The organism is Mumia spirodelae (genome assembly GCF_050632745.1).
In the GTDB taxonomy this organism is placed as follows: Bacteria; Actinomycetota; Actinomycetes; order Propionibacteriales; family Nocardioidaceae; genus Mumia.
The window spans coordinates 640,879-661,332 of record NZ_JBODSD010000001.1 but is presented as its reverse complement, the minus strand read 5'-3'; the positions used below and the strand labels follow the sequence as shown (position 1 = coordinate 661,332).

The window sequence follows — 20,454 nt, the reverse complement described above, 5'->3', positions numbered from 1 at the left end:
GTGGGAGGGATGACGACGCCCGACGCCACCCCGCGCACGCTCGCGGAGGACCTGCGCGCCCGCAGCGACGAGGCGCTGCAGGTCCTCCTGCGGGCGCGGCCCGACCTCGGGATGCCGCCGCCGGCGGACGTCGGCCAGCTCGCGTCGCGTGCCGCGTCGCGCCCGTCCGTGGCGTGGGCGCTCGACCGGCTCGACACCGCCCACCTGTCCACGCTGGCCGCGATGGCGCTCCTCGAGCCGCCGGTGACGCTGGACGCGCTGCGCCGGCAGGTGGACGCCGACGACGCCCGCATCGCCGCGATCGTCGCGCGTCTGCACGCGAGCGCGCTCGTCTGGGGGCGCACGGACGGCTGGAACGTCGTCAGGGAGGCGCGCGACGCGCTGCGGGCGTACGGACCTCGTGGACCGTACGCCGGTCCGCCGCCCGTCCGGACCCGCGAGGTCGACGACCGGCGGCGGCGCAACGCGAGCGCCGGCACGGTGATGGAGGTCCTGCAGCGGGTCGAGCACCTCCTCGGGTCGTGGGGAGACGCACCGCCGCCGGTCCTGCGCTCCGGCGGGCGCGGCGTCCGCGACGTGCGCAACGCCGCCACGTCGCTCGGGGTCGACGTGGAGCACGTCGAGTTCCTGCTGGGGATCGCCGAGGCGGCCCGGCTGCTCGGCCGAGCGCCCGACGAGGCCGCGGGCGAGGTCTGGGCACCGACGACACGGTTCGACGCCTGGCGGGACAGCCCTCCCGCCGTCCGGTGGGTGGAGCTCGCGAACGCCTGGCTGGGGGCCGCCGGACGCCGTGTGCGCAGCCAGGTGCTGCGCACGCTGTCCTCGCTCGACGGCGCGGCGTACGTCGACGTGGAGGAGGTCGTCGACGCCGTCGCGTGGGCCGTCCCCCGCGCCGACGAGGAGCGCGACGCCCTCGTCCGCCGCACGCTCGAGGAGGCGACCTGGCTGGGCGTCGTCGCGCTCGACGCGCTGAGCCCCGCCGGCGCCGGTCTCGGGCTGCCCGACGCGAGCGCGGTCGTGGAGGGCCTCCTCCCCTCGCCGGTCGACCACGTGCTGGTCCAGGCGGACCTCACCGCCGTCGCGCCGGGTCCGCTCGAGCCGTCGGTGCGCGACCGCCTCGAGGACGTCGCCGACGTCGAGTCCCGTGGCGGGGCGACCGTCTACCGGTTCACCGCCGAGTCCGTCCGCCGCGCGCTCGACCGCGGGTGGCCGGCGAGCGAGATCCACGCCTTCGTCGAGCAGGTGTCGGTGACGCCGATCCCCCAGCCGCTGACGTACCTCGTCGACGACACGGCCCGGCAGCACGGACGTCTGCGGATCGGCGACGCGACGGCGTACCTGCGCTCCGACGACCCCGCCGAGCTCGACGCGCTGCTGGCCGACCCCGTCCTCGGGCCGACGTTGCACCGGATCGCGCCGACGGTGGCGGTGAGCACCGTCCGCCACGAGGTGCTCGCGGAGCGGCTCGCGACGGCGGGACACCGGCCGGTCGGCGAGGAACCGGGCGGCGGCCTCCGCGTCCGCCGCCGCGACCAGCGCCGCGCCGAGGTCGTCGACGTCGACGTCCGGTCGATGACCGACCCCGCCGACGCCGTACGCGCGATCCGCGCCGGCGAGCTGGCTGCGTCGCTGCGTCCGCCGGAGGGTCGCGACGAGCAGCGCGGCTCCCTCGCGACGATGGCGCAGCTGCGCGAGGCCGCCGACGCGCAGCAGCGGATGTGGGTCGCCTACATGGACCAGGCGGGCACCCGGACGGAGCGGGTCGTCGAGCCGCTGCGGGTCGACGCAGGGTGGCTCACCGCCTTCGACCACCGGACGCAACGGGTGCAGCGCTTCGCGGTGCACCGGATCGTGCAGGTAGCGTCCGCTCCGTGAGCGAGCGCACCGACCTGCCCGATCTTCCCGACCTCCCCGCCGAGAGCTTCTACGTCCGCGAGGACGACCGCGCCTTCCGGTCGACCGCGGCGACCGAGAGCCCGTGGGACCTGCGGGCCCAGCACGGCGGACCACCCGCCGCGCTGCTCGCCAGGGCGATCGAGGAGGCGGTCGGCGACGAGCCCCTCGCCGTGGCGAAGGTCGACGTCGACTTCCTCGGCCCGATCCCGCAGGGGGTGTGCGAGGTGGCGGTCACCACGCTGCGGCCGGGGCGGCGGGTGCGCCTGATGGAGGCGACGCTGACCTCGAGCGGGCGCCCCGCCGTCGCTGCTCGCGCGTGGCTGGTGTCCCACGAGGACGGCCGGGCGCCGAGCACCGGGGCGCCGGCGCCCGCGCCGCCGCTGCCCGGGCCCCAGCCGCAGCTGCCGATGCCGGGCGCCCCGCCGGAGTGGGGGTACGGCCTCGCGATCGAGTGGCGCTACGTCAGCGGCGGGCTCGCCGGGCAGGCTCCGCGCGCGGAGGACGGCGCGACGCGGGTGTGGATGCGCGTGCGGGTCCCGCTGGTCGCGGGCGAGGAGATCTCGGGGCTGGAGCGGCTCATGGTCGTCGCCGACTCCGCGAACGGGATGAGCGCGAACCTGCCCTTCCGCGACTGGCTCTTCATCCCGCCGGGGCTGGGGGTGACGCTCCAGCGGCCTCCGGCGTCGGAGTGGGTGCACCTCGAGGCGGCGTCGTGGACCCAGCCTCGCGGGACGGGTGTCGCGCACGCGGTCGCGACCGATGCGGAGGGCCTCTGCGGGTTCGTCGCGCAGCCGCTCCTCGTCGCGCCTCAGGCGTGAGCCGGGGCTTGACGTGCATCACCCTCGCCTGGTCGGGGGGAACTTCAGCGAGGGTGACGACGCCGTAACGAGCATCTCTGCTGTTACTGATTACATCCTACCGACGGTTCCGTCATGTCCAAAGTGATCTGCGACTCTTACACGTCATCGGGGCGCCGGTACGATGGCGGGATGGATTTCGTCGGCTACGCCGAGCGCGCCGCCGTGCTCACCAACGCCTCGCTCGGCTCCCTCGAGGAGGTGCGGGGCTACCTCGCGGAGCGCGAGTGGCTGGTGCCCCAGGTGACCGACGCCGACGTCCGCAGGCTCCAGCGGTTCCAGCGCCGTCTCCGTCCCGTCTTCGAGCACGGCCGCGCGGGGCAGGGTCGCGAGGCGATCGCGGTGCTCAACGCCCTGCTCGCCTCGCACCGGATCACGCCGCTGATCGTGCCGACCGACGACGCCGGCACCGACGTCGGCGGGACGGCGAGCGGGTGGCGGCTCCACGTCGCCGACCGTGCCGCCTCGGTGGCGGACCTGGTGGTGGCGGAGTCCCTCATGGGTCTGGCTGTCCTCGTCTGCGACCTCGCGCCGGGCCGGCTCGGCGTCTGCGCCGCCCACGGGTGCACCAACGCGTTCGTCGACCTCTCCCCCAACTGCTCGCGACGCTACTGTTCCGAGCGGTGCTCCTCGCGGGCCAACGTCGCGGCCTACCGGGCGCGCAAGAAGGCCGGCTCCACCAGCGAAGGAATCGCATGACCGACGGACCTCTCATCGTCCAGTCCGACAAGACGCTGCTGCTCGAGGTCGACCACGAGCAGGCAGCCGCGTGCCGACGCGCGATCGCACCGTTCGCGGAGCTGGAGCGCTCGCCGGAGCACATCCACACCTACCGCGTCACGCCGCTGGGCCTGTGGAACGCCCGCGCCGCGGGCCACGACGCCGAGCAGGTCGTCGACGCCCTCATGGACTACTCGCGCTACCCGGTGCCGCACGCGCTGCTCGTCGACATCGCCGAGACCATGTCGCGCTACGGCCGGCTCCGCCTGGAGAACCACCCGGTGCACGGGCTCGTGCTCGTCACCACCGACCGTCCGGTACTCGAGGAGGTCGTCCGCGCGAAGCGGATCCAGGGCATGCTCGGGGGCCGCATCGACGACGACACGGTCGCGGTGCACCCGAGCGAGCGGGGCGCCCTCAAGCAGGCGCTCCTCAAGGTCGGGTGGCCTGCCGAGGACCTCGCCGGGTACGTCGACGGCGAGGCACACGCGATCAGCCTCTCCGACGGCGAGTGGCACATGCGGCCGTACCAGGCGGAGGCCGTCGAGTCCTTCTGGCACGGCGGCTCGGGCGTCGTGGTCCTGCCGTGCGGTGCCGGCAAGACGATCGTCGGCGCCGGCGCGATGGCCCAGGCGCAGTCGACGACGCTCATCCTCGTCACGAACACCGTGTCCGCACGGCAGTGGAAGGACGAGCTGCTGCGCCGTACGACGCTGACCGAGGAGGAGATCGGCGAGTACTCCGGCGCCAAGAAGGAGATCCGGCCCGTCACCATCGCCACGTACCAGGTGATGACGACCCGGCGGAAGGGCGTCTATCCCCACCTCGAGCTCTTCGACGCCCGCGACTGGGGCCTGATCGTGTATGACGAGGTCCACCTGCTCCCCGCGCCGATCTTCCGGATGACCGCCGACCTGCAGGCGCGGCGCCGCATCGGCCTCACGGCGACGCTGGTCCGCGAGGACGGCCACGAGGGCGACGTGTTCAGCCTGATCGGCCCGAAGCGCTACGACGCGCCGTGGAAGGACATCGAGGCCCAGGGCTACATCGCGCCGGCGGACTGCGTGGAGGTCCGCGTGACGCTGAGCGACTCCGAACGGATCGTGTACGCGACCGCGGAGGCCGACGTGCGCTACCGCCTGGCGGCCTCGACCGAGCGCAAGACCGACGTGGTCCAGCGGCTCGTCGAGGAGCACCGCGGGGAGCCGACGCTCGTGATCGGCCAGTACATCGACCAGCTCGACGAGCTGGCCGAGCGGCTCGGAGCCCCGGTGATCAAGGGAGAGACCTCGGTCAAGGAGCGCGAGTCCCTCTTCGCCGCCTTCCGCTCCGGCGAGATCGACCTGCTCGTGGTCTCGAAGGTCGCGAACTTCTCCGTCGACCTGCCGGAGGCGTCGGTCGCCATCCAGGTGTCGGGCTCGTTCGGGTCCCGCCAGGAGGAGGCTCAGCGGCTCGGCCGGCTGCTGCGTCCGAAGGGAGACGGGAGGACCGCGCGGTTCTACGCCGTCGTCGCGCGCGACACGGTCGACGCCGAGTTCGCCCAGCACCGGCAGCGGTTCCTCGCCGAGCAGGGCTACGCGTACCGGATCGTCGACGCGGCCGACGTGTAGCGCGACCGATGAGTTCGCCGGCGGGCCCGAGTCGACCCCGCATGGACACCCTCATCGACCTCCGCCCACCCGTCCACAACGTGTGCGCGCTCGTCGGCGCCGTCACCGACGAGGACCTTTCGCGCCCGACGCCGTGCCAGTACGACGTGGCGACCCTCCTCGACCACCTGGACGGTCTCGCGCTCGCGTTCACGCTGGCCGCGGCGAAGTCCGACGATCCGCGCCTCGCCGCTGCTCCGGCCCCGTCGGGCGGCGCCCTGGCTCCGGGCTGGCGCGAGCGGGTGCCGCAGCGGCTCACCGCGCTCGCGGAGGCCTGGCGCGATCCTGCCGCGTGGGAGGGCATGGCGACCGCCGGAGGAGTGACGATGCCGGCCGAGGTGGCGGGCGTCGTCGCGCTCGACGAGGTCGTGCTCCACGGCTGGGACCTCGCGCGCGCCACCGGACAGCCGTACGACGTCGACGCCGACACCCTCGCCGCGGTGCACCGCTTCGTCGAGGAGAGCGCGCAGCCCGAGCAGGCGGAGGCGCGCGAAGGGTTGTTCGGCCCCCCGGTCGCCGTCGGGGAGGACGCCCCGCTCCTCGACCGCGTCGTCGCGCTCGCCGGCCGGTCCCCAGCCTGGCCCGGCTGAGTCCCGACACCTGCCTCCGAAGCCTCCGGTGTCGCCTATCGGACGCCGACGAATGGCTTCCCTGTCCACGGGCTAACGGCAGGGACAGTCAGGAGTCCATCGCTTCGAGAGGAAGAAGACCATGACTCGACAGGCTGTTCACCGTGGCCTCGCGCTCGGCGCCGCGGCGCTGCTCGGAGCCACCACGCTCGGCTTCGCCGGCGCCTCGGCCGGAGCTGCCGCGGCACCGACCTGCCACGGCTTCCGCGCCACCATCGTCGGGACCAGCGGCGACGACGTGCTTCGCGGCACCAGCGGCCGCGACGTGATCGTCGGGCTCGGCGGAGACGACGAGATCTTCGGGCTCGGCGGCAACGACGTGATCTGCGGAGGTGCTGGAGAGGACACGATCGAGGGCGGCCGCGGCAACGACCGCATCTGGGGCGGCGCCGACGACGACGACATCGAGGGCAACGCCGGCCACGACCGCATCTGGGGCGGCGCGGGCGACGACGACCTCGAGGGCAACCGCGGCAACGACTGGATCTGGGGTGGCCGTGGCGACGACGACATCGCCGGCAACCGCGGCAACGACCGGCTGTGGGGCGGCCCCGGTGCCGACGAGCTCCGTGGCGGCCCGGGCCGCGACGTGCTCCGTGGCGGTCCTGGCCGTGACGTGCTGATCGGCGGACCCGGCCGCGACGTGCTCCGCGACTAGCGTCGCGAGCGCGCGCACGCGACCATCGGGGCATGGGTGAGCGGGAGAGCGCGGTGCACGTCGTGGTCCGAGGGCGTGTGCAGGGCGTGTTCTACCGCGCGTCCGTCCGGGAGCGCGCCGAGGCGTCCGGCCTGCGCGGGTGGGTCCGCAACACCGACGACGGTGCTGTCGAGGCCCTCCTGGCAGGTCCGGCCGACGCCGTGGAGGAACTCGTGACCTGGATGCAGCAGGGGCCGCCGGACGCGACCGTCTTCGACGTCGTCACGGAGCCGGCCGACGACCCGGGCAGCGGGTTCGCGGTCCGGTGAGCGGGGTCAGCCGACGAAGGTCGTGAGCCCGTGAGCGCGGAACTGGTCTCGGACGCGCGCGACCAGCTCGGCGCTCGGCGGCTCGGTGTCGGCCAGCGGGTACCAGAGGCCCAGACGGCCCCACTTGTCCCGCGCCATCTGGTGGAAGCGAAGCACCTCGACCCTGCTCACCTGGGGCCAGCGCTCGACGATCGCCGCGACGTTCTCGACGTTCTCCACCGCATCGGTGAGACCCGGCACGAGGACGAACCGCACCCACACCTCGGTCCCCCGGGCGGCGAGCCGGTCGCCGAAGTCGAGCGTCGGCTGCAGCGCCCGCCCGGTCGTACGGCGGTAGGCGTCCTCGTCGCCAGACTTCACGTCGAGGAGCACCAGGTCGACGTCGTCGAGCATCGCGTCGGTCGCGGCGCGGCCGAGGAAGCCCGAGGTGTCGATCGCGGTGTGGATCCCGCGCTCCTTCGCGCCGCGCAGCACCTTCGCGACGAACGCCGGCTGCATCAGCGGCTCGCCGCCCGAGAGGGTGAGCCCGCCGCCGGTCGCCGCGAAGACCCGACGGTAGCGGTCGACGCGTCCCAGGAGCTCCTCGGCCGTCACCGGGTCGCCGTCGCGCATCTGCCACGTGTCGGGGTTCTGGCAGTACAGGCACCGCAGCGGGCAGCCGTTCAGGAAGGCGGTCAGGCGCGTCCCGGGTCCGTCGACGGCGGTGACGAGCTCCCACGAGTGCATCGACCCGAGGTCGCCCGACCGCACGAGCGCGAGCCGCTCGCCGTGGTCGAGGCCGTCGCGGGCGGCGATGCCGGCGAGCGCCGCAGTCATCAGACCGCTCCGTGGAACGTCCGCGAGAGGACGTCGAGCTGCTGCTCCCGCGTCAGCCGGACGAAGTTCACGGCGTAGCCCGAGACGCGGACGGTGAGCTGCGGGTAGTTCTCCGGGTGCTCCATCGCGTCCTCGAGCGTCGCCCGGTCGAGCACGTTGACGTTCATGTGGAACCCGTCGGACCCGGTGTACGCGTCGAGGAGCCCCACGAGGTTCGTCACCTGCTCGTCCTTCGTGCGCCCGAGCCCCGCCGGCACCACCGTGCTGGTCAGCGAGATGCCGTCCTGAGCGTCGTCGTACGGCAGCTTCGCGACCGAGAGGGCGCTCGCGAGCATCCCGTGGGTGTCGCGCCCGTTCATCGGGTTCGCGCCGGGGGCGAAGGGCTCGCCGAGTCGGCGGCCGTCGGGGGTGTTGCCGGTGGCCTTGCCGTAGACGACGTTCGACGTGATCGTGAGGACCGACTGGGTGTGCAGCGCGTCGCGGTAGGTCGGGTAGGCCCGGACCTTCTCCATGAAGCGCCCCACCAGGTCGCGAGCGATGTCGTCGACGCGGTCGTCATCGTTGCCGAAGGTCGGGAAGTCGCCGGTCGTCTCGTAGTCGACGACGATCCCGCGCTCGTCGCGGACCGGGACCACCGTCGCGTACCGGATCGCCGACAGCGAGTCCGCGGCGACGGAGAGCCCCGCGATCCCGCAGGCCATCGTCCGCAGCACGTCCGAGTCGTGCAGCGCCATCTCGAGACGCTCGTAGGCGTACTTGTCGTGCATGTAGTGGATGACGTTGAGCGCCTCCACGTACGTCGCCGCGAGCCAGTCCATCTCGGCGTCGAAGCGGCGCATCACGTCGTCGAACACCAGCGGACCGTCGCCGACCGGGGCGGTGGCCGGGCCGACCTGCTTGCCCGTGATCTCGTCGCGGCCGCCGTTGATCGCGTACAGCAGCGTCTTGGCGAGGTTGACCCGAGCACCGAAGAACTGCATCTGCTTGCCGACGCGCATCGGGGAGACGCAGCAGGCGATCGCGGCGTCGTCGCCCCAGTGCTCGCGGATGTGGTGGTCGGACTCGTACTGGATCGCGGAGGTGTCGATCGAGACCTGGGCCGCGAAGCGCTTGAAGCCCTCGGGCAGGCGGTCGCTCCAGAGCACCGTCAGGTTCGGCTCGGGGGCCGGTCCGAGGTTGTAGAGGGTCTGGAGGTAGCGGAAGGTCGTCCGCGTCACGAGGGGCCGTCCGTCGTCGCCCATGCCGGCCAGCGACTCCGTGACCCAGGTCGGGTCGCCGCTGAACAGGGCGTCGTACTCGGGGGTGCGCAGGAAGCGGACGATCCGCAGCTTGATGACGAAGTCGTCGACGAGCTCCTGGGCCTCGGACTCGGTGATCAGGCCACGGGCGAGGTCGCGCTCGAGGTAGACGTCGAGGAAGGTGGCGGTGCGGCCCAGCGACATCGCGGCGCCGTTCTGCTCCTTGACCGCCCCGAGGTAGGCGAAGTAGGTCCACTGGACCGCCTCGCGCGCCGTCGACGCCGGTCCGGAGATGTCGAAGCCGTACGAGGCCGCCATCGCGACGAGCTCGCGCAGCGCGCGGATCTGCTCGCTGTTCTCCTCGCGGCTCCGGATGACGTCCTCGCTCGCCTGCTGCATGTCGAGGCCGGCACGGTCGACCTGCTTGGCCGCGATCAGAGCGTCGCCGCCGTACAGGGCCACGCGCCGGTAGTCGCCGATGATGCGGCCGCGCCCGTACGCGTCGGGGAGGCCGGTGATCACGTGCGACGAGCGTGCCGCGCGGACCGACGGGGGGTAGGCGTCGAAGACGCCCTGGTTGTGCGTCTTGCGGATCTCGGTGAAGACCTTCTTGAGGACCGGGTCGACCGGGTAGCCGTACGTCTCGAGGGCCGTCTCGACCATCCGCCAGCCGCCGTTGGGCATCATCGCGCGCTTGAGCGGGGCGTCGGTCTGGAGGCCGACGACCACCTCGCGGTCGCGGTCGAGGTAGCCCGGCGCGTGCGCCGTGATCCCGGCCGGGGTCTGCCAGTCGACGTCGTAGACGCCCTTCTCGCGCTCCTCGGGGAACATGGCGCTGAGCTGGCCCCAGAGCGCGGTGGTCCGCTCGGTCGGCCCGGCGAGGAACCCGGCGTCACCCTCGTACGGGGTGTAGTTGCGCTGGATGAAGTCGCGCACGTCGATGCCGTCGCGCCAGGGTCCGTCGACGAACCCTTCCCAGGCGCTGACCGCCGTGCTGTCGAGCTGGCTGTCGGTCGTGGTGGTCATGCCCATCCCCCTTGATGGCTGTTTCCCTCTCTTCCCAGTCAACTCCGGACATTTGTTGTTTGCACCACCAAATCGTGTCTGTTTGACCACACTGCGTTCTCGTCGCACGGATGTCGGGGCCCATCTGCGGCTGACCGGAACCCCCCGTATTTTGGACAGGTGCACCCCCGCATCCGGCTCGAGCTGGCGAAGCGCTGGTCGGAGCCACACCGCGAGCATCACGACACGGACCACCTGGCAGAGGTCATCCGCGCCGTGGACTCCCTCGCGTCGTCGGGCCTGGACTTCGACGTCGACGCCGTCCACGCCGCCGCCTGGTTCCACGACGCGGTCTACGACGTCCACCGCGCCGACAACGTCGAGCGCTCAGCCGCGCTCGCGCAGCACTGGCTCGGCGCGGGAGAAGGAGACCGGGTGGCCGAGATCGTGCTGGCGACCCGCGACCACGTCGCGCCCCCGGGCGACCTCGAGGCCGCCGTGCTCTGCGACGCCGACCTGAGCATCCTCGGCGCGGCCCCCGACCGCTACGACCGGTACGCCCGCGCGATCCGCACCGAGAACGCGCACGTGCCCGACGCGGAGTACCGACGGCTGCGCTCGCGGGTGCTGACCCGCTACCAGGCCCGGCCGCATCTCTTCGTCACCTCACCCGCCCGCGCCTGGTGGGAGTCACGCGCCCGGGCCAACACGACCCGGGAGCTGATCCAGCTCGGGCGGCCCGTCGCGGTGTAGCGCTTGGCCCGTCCGCTTAACCTGGACGCCGTGACGGAGTTCCTCCTGGAGGCGCGCGCGCGAGTGCTGCACGACCTCGACGCGTGCCGCATGGCCGACGCAGCGGCCGTCTCCGTCCTCGAGGAGGCACTGAGCCAGCGCGGCTGGTGGGTTTCGCAGTGGCCGGACGGTGCGCCGTACCTCGTCGGCCTCGTCGCGCAGGACGTCCAGGACGCCCTCCTCGACTCCGGCAGCCGGTGGCCCCGCTGCCAGGCGTGCGAGGAGACCGCCGAGCACACGCTCGGCGTGGAGCCCGAGCTCGGGGAGGACCCTCACTGGGTCTGCACCGAGTCGGGCATCGAGGTCGCCCCGCTCGGCGCCCTCCGTGCGCTCGACCAGCCGGCCGGCTGAGTCAGCGCCGGACCCGTCGCACGACCCACCAGACGATCGCGAGCGCGATGCCGCCGACCACGATCCGCGAGCCGTACCGGCGGGCGATCACCGGCAGCACCGTCGCCCCCAGGTCGAGCTCGGCGGCCTCCGAGGCGAGCGGATCGCCGGACGGCCCGCCGACGGGGCCCGGGGCCGGCACCGCCCGCGGAGGGGCGGACGGCTCCCGCACGTCCGCGGCGTGGCGCCCGGGCTCCGGCTCCGCCTCCGCGGCCGGCACCTCCTCCGGCGTCTCCTCCTCCGGAGGGGACGTCGCCGTCAGCCGGTCGCTGATGCACCCGACGAACTGCGACAGCAGCTTGTCGCTGACGTCCTGGATCACCCCGCGGCCGAACTGCGCCGGCTTGCCGGTGATGGCGAGCTCCGTCTGGACCTCGACCCGCGTCCCCTCACCGTCGGGGAAGAGCCGGGCGGTCACCTTCGCCCCCGCCGTGCCCTGCCCCCGCTTGTCCTTCCCCTTCGCGTCGATCACGACCCGACGCTCGGCCTCGTCACGCTCGACGTACGTCCCCGACCCCCCGTACACCAACGAGATCGGCCCGAGCTTGATCTTGATGGTGCCGGTGAAGTCGTTCTCGTCGACCACCTCGACGGTGGCCCCGGGCATGCACGGCGCGATGGACTCCAGGTCGTTGAAGGCGGCCCAGGTCGTCTCGATCGGTGCAGGGACGGTGAAGGTGTGCGTGAGGTCCATCAGGCACCAGCCGCCCGCACCACGGCCCGCCGAGTCAGGACGCGCGCGAGGTGGCGCCGGTAGTCCGCCGACCCGTTGAGGTCGTCCGGAGGCGTCGTGCCGTCGGCGACCGAGGCCACGGCAGCCTCGACCTCCTGGTCCACGGGGGCGACGCCGATCAGGGCCTGCTCGACGGACGTCGGACGGACGGGCGTGGATCCCATGTTGGTCAGGCCGAGGCGCGCCTCCGCGATCGTGCCGCCCTCGACGCGCACGGTCGCCGCGACCGCCACGATCGACCACTGCTGAGCGACGCGGACGAACTTCTCGTACGCCGCCGTCCACCCGGTGCGCTTCGGCACGCGCACGGCGGTGAGGATCTCGTCCTCGCCGACCGCGGTGGTGAAGAGGTCGACGAAGAAGTCCTCCGCGGCCACCGTCCGAACGCCCGACGGCCCGGCGATCTCGAACGACGCACCGAGGGCCAGCGCCGGCGCGGGCATGTCGCCCGCCGGGTCGGCGTGGACCAGCGCACCGCCGAACGTGCCACGGTGACGCACCTGCGGATCGGCGACCGTGCCCGCAGCCTCGGCCAGCAGCGCCGCGTGCTCGCGGACCAGACCGCTCGTCGCGACCTCGTGGTGCGGCGTCATCGCCCCGATCACCAACGCGTCGCCGTCCTCGCGGATGCCGCGCAGCCCGTCGATGCGCCCGAGGTCCACGATCAGCTCGGGCCCGGCAAGCCGGAGCTTGAGCACCGGGATGAGGCTCTGACCACCGGCCAGGACCTTGACGTCGTCGCCGCCCTCCGCGAGGAGCCGCACGGCGTCCTCGACGGTGCTCGGTGCCTCGTACTCGAAAGCTGTCGGAATCACTGCCCATCCCCCTGGTTCGTCGGACCCTCGTCCGTACCCGTCTGGACTGCGCCCGTCGACGCGACGTCGCGCTCGGCGACCTCGGGGCTGTTGACCGTCGGTGCGGCGGCCTCGGCCCCCCGGCCCTTGTCCGCTCCTTGCAGCGCTGCCCAGACGCGGCTGGGCGAGCATGGCATGAGGATGTCATCGACTCCGAGATGCCGCACGGCGTCGATGACGCCGTTGACGATCGCAGGCGTCGACGCGATCGTCCCCGCCTCGCCCACTCCCTTGACGCCGAGGACGTTCGTCGTCGACGCCGTCTCGGTGCGATCGGTGACGAACGACGGGAGGTCGGCCGCGCTCGGGACGAGGTAGTCGACGAAGGACCCGGTCACCAGCGTCCCGGCGTCGTCGTGAACCGCCTCCTCGAAGAGCGCCTGCGCGATCCCCTGCACCAGCCCGCCGTGGACCTGCCCCTCGACGATCAGCGGGTTGATCACGTTGCCGATGTCGTCCACGCAGACGTACTTGCGCAGCTTCACCTGCCCGGTCTCGGTGTCGACCTCCAGGGCCGCGAGGTGCGTGCCGTGGGGGAACGAGAAGTTCTCCGGGTCGAAGGTCGCGTCGGAGTCGAGGCTCGGCTCGATCCCGTCGGGGAGGTTGTGGGCTGCGAACGTCGCCAGGGCGATGTCTCCGAGCGCCACGCCCTGGTCGGTCCCGCGGACCGTGAACTTGCCCTCGGCGAACTCGAGGTCGTCCTCGGACGCCTCGAGGAGGTGGGCCGCGATGACCTTCGCCTTCGCGATCACCTTGTCGGCCGCCGCGACGACGGCCATGCCGCCGACCGCGAGCGAGCGGGAGCCGTACGTGTCGAGCCCGCGCTGCGCGATCGCCGTGTCCCCGTGGAGGACCTCGACGTTCTCGAACGGGACGCCGAGCCGGTCGGCGACGATCTGGCTCCAGGCCGTCTCGTGACCCTGGCCGTGCGGGCTCACACCGGTCACGACCTCGACGTTGCCGGTCGGGAGCATGCGGACCTGGGCGTACTCCCAGCCGCCCGCCCCGTAGTCGAGGGAGCCGAGCACCCGCGACGGCGCGAGGCCGCACATCTCGGTGAACGTGGAGATCCCGATGCCGAGCTGGACGGTGTCGCCCTCGTCGCGGCGCCGCTTCTGCTCGGCGCGCAGCTCGTCGTACCCGAACAGCTCGAGCGCCCGCGCGGTCGCCGCCTCGTAGTTGCCGCTGTCGTACTCGAGGCCGCAGACGCTCGTGAACGGGAACTCCTCGTGCGGGATCCAGTTCTTGCGACGCAGCTCGATTGGATCCATGTCGAGCTCGGCCGCCAGGTCGTCCATGAGGCGCTCGATCGCGAAGGTCGCCTCTGGCCTGCCGGCGCCGCGGTAGGCGTCGGTCCACGCCTTGTTGGTGAACAGGTTGGTGCACTCGAAGCGGTACGCCGGGATCTTGTAGATCGCGGGGAACATGAAGGCTCCGAGGATCGGCACGCCCGAGGTCACGAGCCCGAGGTAGGCCCCCATGTCCGCGAGCAGCTGCACCTTGAGGCCGGTGACCTGGCCGTCGCGCGTCGCGGACAGCGAGAGCCGCTGCACCTGGCCGCGGCCGTGGTGGGCCGCCATCAAGGACTCGGAGCGGGTCTCGGTGTACTTGCAGGGCTTGCCCGTGCGGCGCGCCACGATCATCGTGACGACCTCCTCCGGGGTCACCTGGAGCTTGCCGCCGAAGCCGCCGCCGACGTCGGGCGCGATCACCCGCACCTTGGACTCCGGGATGCCGAGCGTGAGCGCGAGCATCAGGCGGAGGATGTGCGGGACCTGGGTAGCCGACCACATGGTGGTCTGCTCGCCGGTCGGGTCCACGACGGTCGAGCGGGGCTCCATGAACGCCGGGATCAGGCGCTGCTGGTAGTAGGTCCGCTCGATCAGGACCTGGTCCTCCGCGCCGGCTGCCGCGAGCGCGTCCTCGACGTTGCCGCCGGTCCCCGCCTCGCCGGAGTCGAAGACCCAGAACGCCGACTTGTTGGTGCCGAGGTCGGGATGGGCGAGCACCTCGTCCTTCTCCGCCTCCTCCAGGTCGAGCACGACGGGAAGCTCGTCGTAGTCCACGTCGACCAGGTCGGCCGCGTCCTGGGCGGCGGTCTTGCTCCGCGCGACGACGACGGCGACGATCTCACCGGCGAACGCCACGTGGTCCACCGCGATAGACGGGTGGTGCGGTGACTTCTGCTCCGGCGTGATCGGCCACGCGTTGGGGAGCGTGCCGCACAGGTCCTGGATGTCGGCGCCGGTGTAGACGGCGACGACTCCGGGTGCCGAGGTGGCGGCACTGGTGTCGAGGTTGGTGATGGTGGCGTGCGCGAACGGGCTGCGGACCATCGCGAGATGGAGCATGCCCGGGAGCACGATGTTGTCGGTGTAGCGGGAACGCCCCGTGATCAGGCGCTGGTCTTCCTTGCGCTTGCGCGGGGTCCCGATCTCGGTGACGGTCATGCCGCACCTGCCTCGGACGAGCCGCCGGCCATCTCGCGGGCGCCGGCCTGGACGGCCTTGACGATGTTCTGGTAGCCCGTGCACCGACAGAGGTTGCCTTCGAGGTTCTCGCGCACCGTCGCCTCGTCCGGGTCGGGATGCTCGTTGGCGATGTCGATGGACTGCATGATCATGCCCGGCGTGCAGAACCCGCACTGCAGCGCGTGGGACTCGTGGAACGCCTTCTGCATCGGGTGCAGCTCCCCGTCCGCCGTGGCCACGCCCTCGATCGTGGTGACCTCGTGACCGTCGGCCTGGACCGCGAACATCGTGCACGACTTCACGCTCCGCCCGTCCAGGTGGACGGTGCACGCGCCGCAGTTGGTGGTGTCGCACCCGACGAGGGTCCCGGTCTTGCCGAGCTGCTCGCGGAGGTACTGGACGAGAAGGGTTCGGGGTTCGACGTCGTCGGTGTAGGACACCCCGTCGACGGTCACGGTGATCGGTTTCTTGGCCATGGATTTCACTCCGCTCGGCGTAGGACGCGCCCGACTGGTTGAAGCCTTTCCTACACCCGCGTGACGTGGATCACAACGCGATCGCAGATACTGCCGTCAGCAGCGCGCGGGGATCTCCTTGCCGAGAAGCACGACCGCAGATCTCTTCGGCGCCTCGACCGTCACGGGCTCGCCGAATCCTTCGTAGTCGATCGCGACCTCGCTCCCGAAGGACTGAAGCTGCTCCGCCTGTTCGGACGTGACCGCATCGGCCTCGACGAGCAGGTCGCGCGTCGTTTCGAGCGGCATCACCAGCTCGTCATAGCTGCCGTCGGGGCGGAGTGTGACGGCGACCGGGACGACGAGGCCGTCGAGCGCCTCGGGCATCGACGCAAGCAGCTTCTTGCCAAGGCTCGGGGCGCTCAGGGCCAGCGCATCGGCGAGCGGAAGGTCCATGAGCAGCCGTCCCCGTCGATCGACCTGCTGCGCGGAGGCCACCGGCTCGAGGAGCACTCCGACGTACTGGTCGCCCATCACGCCGATCGCCGCGGTCGGGAGGCCGCCCTTCTCCGCGGCCGCCGTCATGTCCTGCCGGCCCATCTTCATCCAGCATCCCGCGCCTGGCTGGTGGGGCACGGCCATGGTGAGGTAGGCGCCGCTCTCAAGCCCCCGGATCTCGACCCTGACGCGCTCGTCGCCCGCGCCTCCTGCCATCACCCACGAGGACGCACCTCGGAGGAGGTCCCAGCTGCCGGAGATCTCGATCTCTTCATCGATCGGAGGCGCGTACTCGAGTGCGTACGACCCCGTGGCCGCCTCGAGTGCCAGTGTGGCCGCCTCGTCCAGCCGCTCCTGCGCACGCTCCTGCGTGATCCACGGGCGTACCGCGGCGGTGGTCGGAGCGGCGCTGGGCTCGCTCGTCCGCTTCTCCGACGTCGTCGCCTCCCCGCACGCGGAGGCTATGAGGGCAAGGGCGTCACCCAGCTCGTCAGGCGGCGTGGGCACCGCTCGGCCCTGCGGCGGCCTCGCCTGTCGGCCCGCGCACCGGCCGCTCGGCGCGCAGGATGCGCCCGGACGGTAGGCGCCATCCGTACTCCGACGGTGGAGCACCGAGGTCGTGCATGGGCAGCGGCACCCGCTCCACGGGAGTCAGGTAGCCGTGCGACTTGAGCGCGTGATGGCGCCGGCACAGGGGCCAGATCTCGCTCCCGGACGTCCTGCCCTCAGGCCACGGCCGACGGTGGTCGAGGTCGCACTGGCTGGCCGGGACCGTGCACCCGGGCGCCTGGCACACGCCGTCGCGGAAGGCGACCGCCTTCGCAAGAACCGCCGGGGCGAAGCGGCCGAGGTAGGTGTGGTCGAGCACGCGTCCGGCGGGGTCGGTGATGAGCCGGTGCCAGAAGACGTTGGTGGTGGCACCCGAGGCGACGAGGTCACGGATCTCGCGTGCCGGCACGACCCACGACCCGTCGGCGCTCTCGGCCGCCGTCTCGTCGGTCGCACGGGTCAGGGCGTCGAGCGGGATCACCACAGCGATGTCGGCCGCGGGGCGCGCGACGGTGTCCTCGCTGTGGGTCGCCCACGCCGCGAGGAGGTCGGCCCGCTTCTGGGCGCGGGTGCGGCCGTCGTCCGGCTGTCTCGCCGCCTCCCGTCGCAGGCGTGCGTCGATCGTGGCCGCCTGCAGCGTGGGCAGCAGCGCCCAGAGCTCCGACATGCCGTCCTCGCCGTGACGGACGCTGACCTGACGATCCTCCCGTGCGCGAGCGGTGCGCTCGGCGTCGAGGTCGGGCTCGGCGCGGGCGACGAACCGGCGCAGCCATGCCTTGAGCTCGATCGTGGTGTGCGACTCCGCGTACGGCACGACCGCGGCGTCAAGTCGCTCGGCCGATGCGTCGGACGCGAGACGCCCCAGCGCTTCGACGACCAGCTGGACGCGGTAGCCGTCGACGCCGCCCGCCTGATGGCTGGCCCACACTCGAGGAAGCCTCTCGCGCGCCGCACGCGCCGTCGCGAGCCGCGCACGGAGCTGCCCCTCCGACAGCCCCGTCGCGACGGCGATCTCCATCCGCGTGGCACGCACGTGGAGCTGCTGCCTCAGCGTCGATCCGAGGGCGCCCGCCTCGCGGTTGCCCGCGTCGTCGGCCTCCAGCATCGCCGCGATCTCGGCTGCCTCCGCGCGGCAGCGCGCGCGGGACGCGTAGGCGAGGAGCCCGGGGTCGACCGCGTCGGAGGAGTGCATGCCTCCATCGTCTCGAGTCGGCTTCCCCCACGGGTCCCGCTGGTGCCACCCTGTGGACGAGCGCGCCGCGGCGAAGCCTGTGGACGAGTGGGGACATGCGCGAGCGGGAGCACAACCCGAGAATTCTCGACACCAACACGACACACTTCGCCGTTCCTGGACAGGAGCAGGGCATGGAGCCGATGTCCTCACCCTCGCAGCTGGCGCGTGAACAGCGCTTCCGCGAGATCTACGACGCGGCATACCTCGACCTGCTGCGCTTCATTCGCAGGCGGGCTCACCCTTCCCACGCCGAGGACGTCGCCGGAGACGTCATGCTGATCGCCTGGCGACGCCTCGACGACCTTCCCACAGAACTGCCCGACGCCCGGGCATGGCTCTTCGGCGCCGCGCGCAACGCCCTCCAGAACGCCCGCCGTGGCAGCGACAGGCGCAACGCTCTCGCTGTACGACTCGCCGAGAGCATGACCGACGGCGATGCGGGCAACCACTCCGAGCTCGTTGCCCAACGCGTCGACATCGCAGCAGCCTGGACACAGCTGAGCGCCTCCCACCAGGAGGCCATCGCGCTCACCGTCTTCGACGGGCTGACCACGCCCGAGGCAGCAACGGTGCTCGGCATCTCGTCCGCCGCCTACCGCCTGCGGCTCTCCCGCGCGCGCCGCGCCCTCCGACGTCACACCAGCTCCCACGCTGCCGACAGTCCCGCCCCGTCCGCCGCTCCTGAGGGGAGCCTCCCATGACGAAGCAGCCAGCTGGCGACATTTACACCGCACTGCGCAGCCTCGACGCTGCCCCCGAGACCTCCCTGAACGCCGCAGAACGGCGGTATGCCGACGACGCGTTCACCCGGATCGTGACAAGCCCCACCACCGTCCCACCGGCGAAGGAGCCGACGTGGCTGCGGCGTCGCTGGCGGCGACTGGTGCCGCTCGGCGCACTGGCCGCCGCCGGTACCGCAGCAGCTGCGCTGACACTCGGTGGCAGCTCAGCCTTCGCGTCATGGACGGCGAAGCCGGAGCCCCTCTCCGCGACGAAGAGCGCCGCCGCCGCGGACACCTGCCGTACAAAGCTCAAGATGTCCGACAGCGAGAACCAGTCCGTGCTGGCCGAGCGACGCGGAGGCTGGACGTACGTTCTCATCACCGCACCCAGCGGCGAGGCAACCTGCCTGATGCGCAACGCGACGGCCGGCCAGGACCCCGAGGGTCACGAGATCTTCGCCGACCTCGCGGAACCCACCCCGGTAACAACGCTGAGCCCTGACCAGATCGCCGAGACGGGCAGCACTGCCGTCGTCACCGACGAGGGCTGGTTCCGCAAGGGGTACCTGATCTGGATCTACGGGTATGCCGGCAAGGACGTCGAAGCCGTGACGGTCCGAACTCCGCTCGGAACCGACGTCGAAGCGACGGTCAAGAACGGACGATTCGCCGCATGGTGGCCCTCAGAAGCACCCAGTAGCAAGCGCCCCGACGTCATGGGCGCATGGCACTACACCGTCACCCTGAGCGACGGCAGCACGCTTTCGGCCGCCGGGCTAACCGCCGGCAGCTGAGCCGCGACGCGACCCCCGAGCCGCAGTCACTCCACCTCGTGGTGGATCCGCCCCTCGCGCGCGCTCAGCCGGTCCCCGTGCCCGCCCCACTGGAGCGCGATGATCTCCGCCGCGATCGAGACTGCGGTCTCCTCCGGCGTCCGCGCTCCCAGGTCGAGCCCGATCGGGCTGGACAGCCGCGCGATCTCGTCCTCGGTCACCCCCACCTCGCGCAACCTCGCGAGCCGGTCGTCGTGCGTCCGGCGCGACCCCATCGCGCCGACGAACGCCGGCCGGTGGGGCGGCTCGAGGCGCAGCGCGAGCTCGAGCAGCGGCACGTCGAACTTCGGGTCGTGGGTCAGCACGCAGACCACCGTGCGCTCGTCGACCAGGCCGGCCTCGACCTGCTTCGCGAGGTACTTGTGGGGCCAGGAGACGACGACCTCGTGCGCGTCGGGGAACCGGGCCGCGGTGGCGAACACGGGGCGGGCGTCGCACACCGTCACCTGGTAGCCCAGGAACGCCCCCTGCCGCGCCACCGCGGCGGCGAAGTCGATCGCGCCGAAGACGAGCATCCGCGGCTTGGGGGCGTACGAGGCCACGAAGACCCGCATGCCCTCCCCCCGCCGCTCGCCGTGCGGACCATAGGTCAGCGTCGCCGTGCGCCCGGCGGCGAGCAGGCCCCGTACGTCGTCGGCGACCGCGGCGTCGGCGCGATCGGAGCCCAGCGAGCCGGTGGCGTCCTCCGGGCGGACCACCATCCGGCGTCCGACCCAGCCGTCGTCCGGGTGCGCGATCACCGTCGCCACGGCCACCGGTCGTCCGGCCTCGATGTCGGCGGCGACGTCCCCGAGCTCCGGGAACGTCTCCTGCGAGACCGGCTCGACGAACACGTCGAGGATCCCGCCGCAGGTCAGCCCGACCGCGAAGGCGTCGTCGTCCGAGACGCCGTAGCGCTGGAGCACCGGAGCCCCCGCACCGACGACCTCCTGCGCCAGTTCGTAGACGGCGCCTTCGACGCAGCCGCCGGACACCGAGCCGTACGCACTGGCGTCGGGCGCGACGACCATCGACGCCCCGGCCGGCCGCGGGGCCGAGCGGAACGTCTGCACCACCGTGGCGACCCCGGCCGTCTCGCCGGACTTCCACGTCTCCATGAGCTCGTCGAGCACGTCGCGCATGTGATCCAGACTACGTCGGCGTCCCG

At 72.2% G+C, this 20,454-nt stretch carries 20 protein-coding genes; 11 read left to right on the top strand and 9 right to left on the bottom strand.

The window, feature by feature from the left end; all coding sequences use genetic code 11:
• Positions 1-9: 9 nt before the first annotated feature.
• The 7 genes from ACQSSQ_RS03265 (at position 10) to ACQSSQ_RS03235 (ending at position 6,717) form a co-directional block, all read left to right on the top strand.
• A complete protein-coding gene (locus ACQSSQ_RS03265) occupies positions 10-1,875 on the top strand; it encodes a helicase-associated domain-containing protein (RefSeq protein WP_431325600.1) in 1,866 nt (621 codons plus the stop codon).
• Positions 1,872-2,714, top strand: coding sequence for a thioesterase family protein (locus tag ACQSSQ_RS03260; protein ID WP_431325599.1), 843 nt, complete (start codon positions 1,872-1,874; stop codon positions 2,712-2,714). Before ACQSSQ_RS03265 ends, ACQSSQ_RS03260 begins: the two co-directional genes overlap by 4 nt.
• Before the next feature lie 171 nt (positions 2,715-2,885).
• Positions 2,886-3,452, top strand: coding sequence for a CGNR zinc finger domain-containing protein (locus ACQSSQ_RS03255; RefSeq protein ID WP_431325598.1), 567 nt, complete (start codon positions 2,886-2,888; stop codon positions 3,450-3,452).
• Positions 3,449-5,083: a DNA repair helicase XPB gene (locus tag ACQSSQ_RS03250; protein ID WP_431325597.1), complete on the top strand. Its 1,635-nt coding sequence runs from the start codon at positions 3,449-3,451 to the stop codon at positions 5,081-5,083. Before ACQSSQ_RS03255 ends, ACQSSQ_RS03250 begins: the two co-directional genes overlap by 4 nt.
• 41 nt (positions 5,084-5,124) lie before the next feature.
• A complete protein-coding gene (locus ACQSSQ_RS03245; protein ID WP_431325596.1) occupies positions 5,125-5,712 on the top strand; it encodes a TIGR03086 family metal-binding protein in 588 nt (195 codons plus the stop codon).
• Between the two features lie 121 nt (positions 5,713-5,833).
• Positions 5,834-6,409, top strand: coding sequence for a calcium-binding protein (locus ACQSSQ_RS03240; RefSeq protein WP_431325595.1), 576 nt, complete (start codon positions 5,834-5,836; stop codon positions 6,407-6,409).
• Between the two features lie 32 nt (positions 6,410-6,441).
• Positions 6,442-6,717, top strand: coding sequence for an acylphosphatase (locus tag ACQSSQ_RS03235; protein WP_431325594.1), 276 nt, complete (start codon positions 6,442-6,444; stop codon positions 6,715-6,717).
• A 6-nt stretch (positions 6,718-6,723) separates the two neighbouring features.
• On the opposite strand, the gene pflA is transcribed toward ACQSSQ_RS03235, so the two are convergent.
• Both pflA and pflB read right to left on the bottom strand, forming a co-directional pair.
• Positions 6,724-7,533, bottom strand: coding sequence for a pyruvate formate-lyase-activating protein (gene pflA / locus ACQSSQ_RS03230; protein ID WP_431325593.1), 810 nt, complete (start codon positions 7,531-7,533; stop codon positions 6,724-6,726).
• Entirely contained in the window at positions 7,533-9,797 is a 2,265-nt protein-coding gene (gene pflB, locus ACQSSQ_RS03225) for a formate C-acetyltransferase (RefSeq protein ID WP_431325592.1), read from the bottom strand. The genes pflA and pflB overlap by 1 nt, the downstream gene beginning before the upstream one ends.
• Positions 9,798-9,956: 159 nt before the next feature.
• Between pflB and ACQSSQ_RS03220 the strand changes: the two genes are divergently transcribed.
• Positions 9,957-10,529 carry an HD domain-containing protein gene (locus ACQSSQ_RS03220; protein ID WP_431325591.1) on the top strand — a complete coding sequence of 191 codons (573 nt, stop codon included), beginning with the start codon at positions 9,957-9,959 and terminating at the stop codon, positions 10,527-10,529.
• A gap of 30 nt (positions 10,530-10,559) precedes the next feature.
• Complete coding sequence (locus ACQSSQ_RS03215; RefSeq protein WP_431325590.1) at positions 10,560-10,919, top strand: DUF8819 family protein; 360 nt, start codon at positions 10,560-10,562, stop codon at positions 10,917-10,919.
• A gap of 1 nt (position 10,920) precedes the next feature.
• Here ACQSSQ_RS03215 and ACQSSQ_RS03210 read toward each other — a convergent pair whose 3' ends face one another.
• The 6 genes from ACQSSQ_RS03210 to ACQSSQ_RS03185 form a co-directional block, all read right to left on the bottom strand.
• Positions 10,921-11,652 (bottom strand): SRPBCC family protein, encoded by a 732-nt coding sequence (locus tag ACQSSQ_RS03210; RefSeq protein WP_431325589.1) that lies wholly within the window; start codon positions 11,650-11,652, stop codon positions 10,921-10,923.
• Positions 11,652-12,506 (bottom strand): FAD binding domain-containing protein, encoded by an 855-nt coding sequence (locus ACQSSQ_RS03205; RefSeq protein WP_431325588.1) that lies wholly within the window; start codon positions 12,504-12,506, stop codon positions 11,652-11,654. The genes ACQSSQ_RS03210 and ACQSSQ_RS03205 overlap by 1 nt, the downstream gene beginning before the upstream one ends.
• On the bottom strand, positions 12,503-14,995 hold the full coding sequence (locus tag ACQSSQ_RS03200) for a xanthine dehydrogenase family protein molybdopterin-binding subunit (protein ID WP_431325587.1): 2,493 nt from the start codon (positions 14,993-14,995) through the stop codon (positions 12,503-12,505). The genes ACQSSQ_RS03205 and ACQSSQ_RS03200 overlap by 4 nt, the downstream gene beginning before the upstream one ends.
• Positions 14,992-15,492 carry a (2Fe-2S)-binding protein gene (locus tag ACQSSQ_RS03195; RefSeq protein WP_431325586.1) on the bottom strand — a complete coding sequence of 167 codons (501 nt, stop codon included), beginning with the start codon at positions 15,490-15,492 and terminating at the stop codon, positions 14,992-14,994. Before ACQSSQ_RS03195 ends, ACQSSQ_RS03200 begins: the two co-directional genes overlap by 4 nt.
• Positions 15,493-15,588: 96 nt before the next feature.
• The gene (locus ACQSSQ_RS03190) at positions 15,589-16,476 is read right to left on the bottom strand and encodes a hypothetical protein (protein WP_431325585.1); all 888 of its coding nucleotides are present in this window, start codon (positions 16,474-16,476) and stop codon (positions 15,589-15,591) included.
• Entirely contained in the window at positions 16,460-17,710 is a 1,251-nt protein-coding gene (locus ACQSSQ_RS03185) for an HNH endonuclease signature motif containing protein (RefSeq protein ID WP_431325584.1), read from the bottom strand. The genes ACQSSQ_RS03190 and ACQSSQ_RS03185 overlap by 17 nt, the downstream gene beginning before the upstream one ends.
• A gap of 95 nt (positions 17,711-17,805) precedes the next feature.
• On the opposite strand from ACQSSQ_RS03185, the gene ACQSSQ_RS03180 reads away from it, so the two are divergent.
• Positions 17,806-18,453 (top strand): RNA polymerase sigma factor, encoded by a 648-nt coding sequence (locus tag ACQSSQ_RS03180; RefSeq protein ID WP_431325583.1) that lies wholly within the window; start codon positions 17,806-17,808, stop codon positions 18,451-18,453.
• Complete coding sequence (locus ACQSSQ_RS03175; protein ID WP_431325582.1) at positions 18,450-19,268, top strand: hypothetical protein; 819 nt, start codon at positions 18,450-18,452, stop codon at positions 19,266-19,268. The genes ACQSSQ_RS03180 and ACQSSQ_RS03175 overlap by 4 nt, the downstream gene beginning before the upstream one ends.
• A gap of 26 nt (positions 19,269-19,294) precedes the next feature.
• Here the strand turns inward: ACQSSQ_RS03175 and ACQSSQ_RS03170 are convergent, their stop codons facing one another.
• Complete coding sequence (locus ACQSSQ_RS03170) at positions 19,295-20,428, bottom strand: XdhC family protein (protein ID WP_431325581.1); 1,134 nt, start codon at positions 20,426-20,428, stop codon at positions 19,295-19,297.
• Positions 20,429-20,454 lie beyond the last annotated feature (26 nt).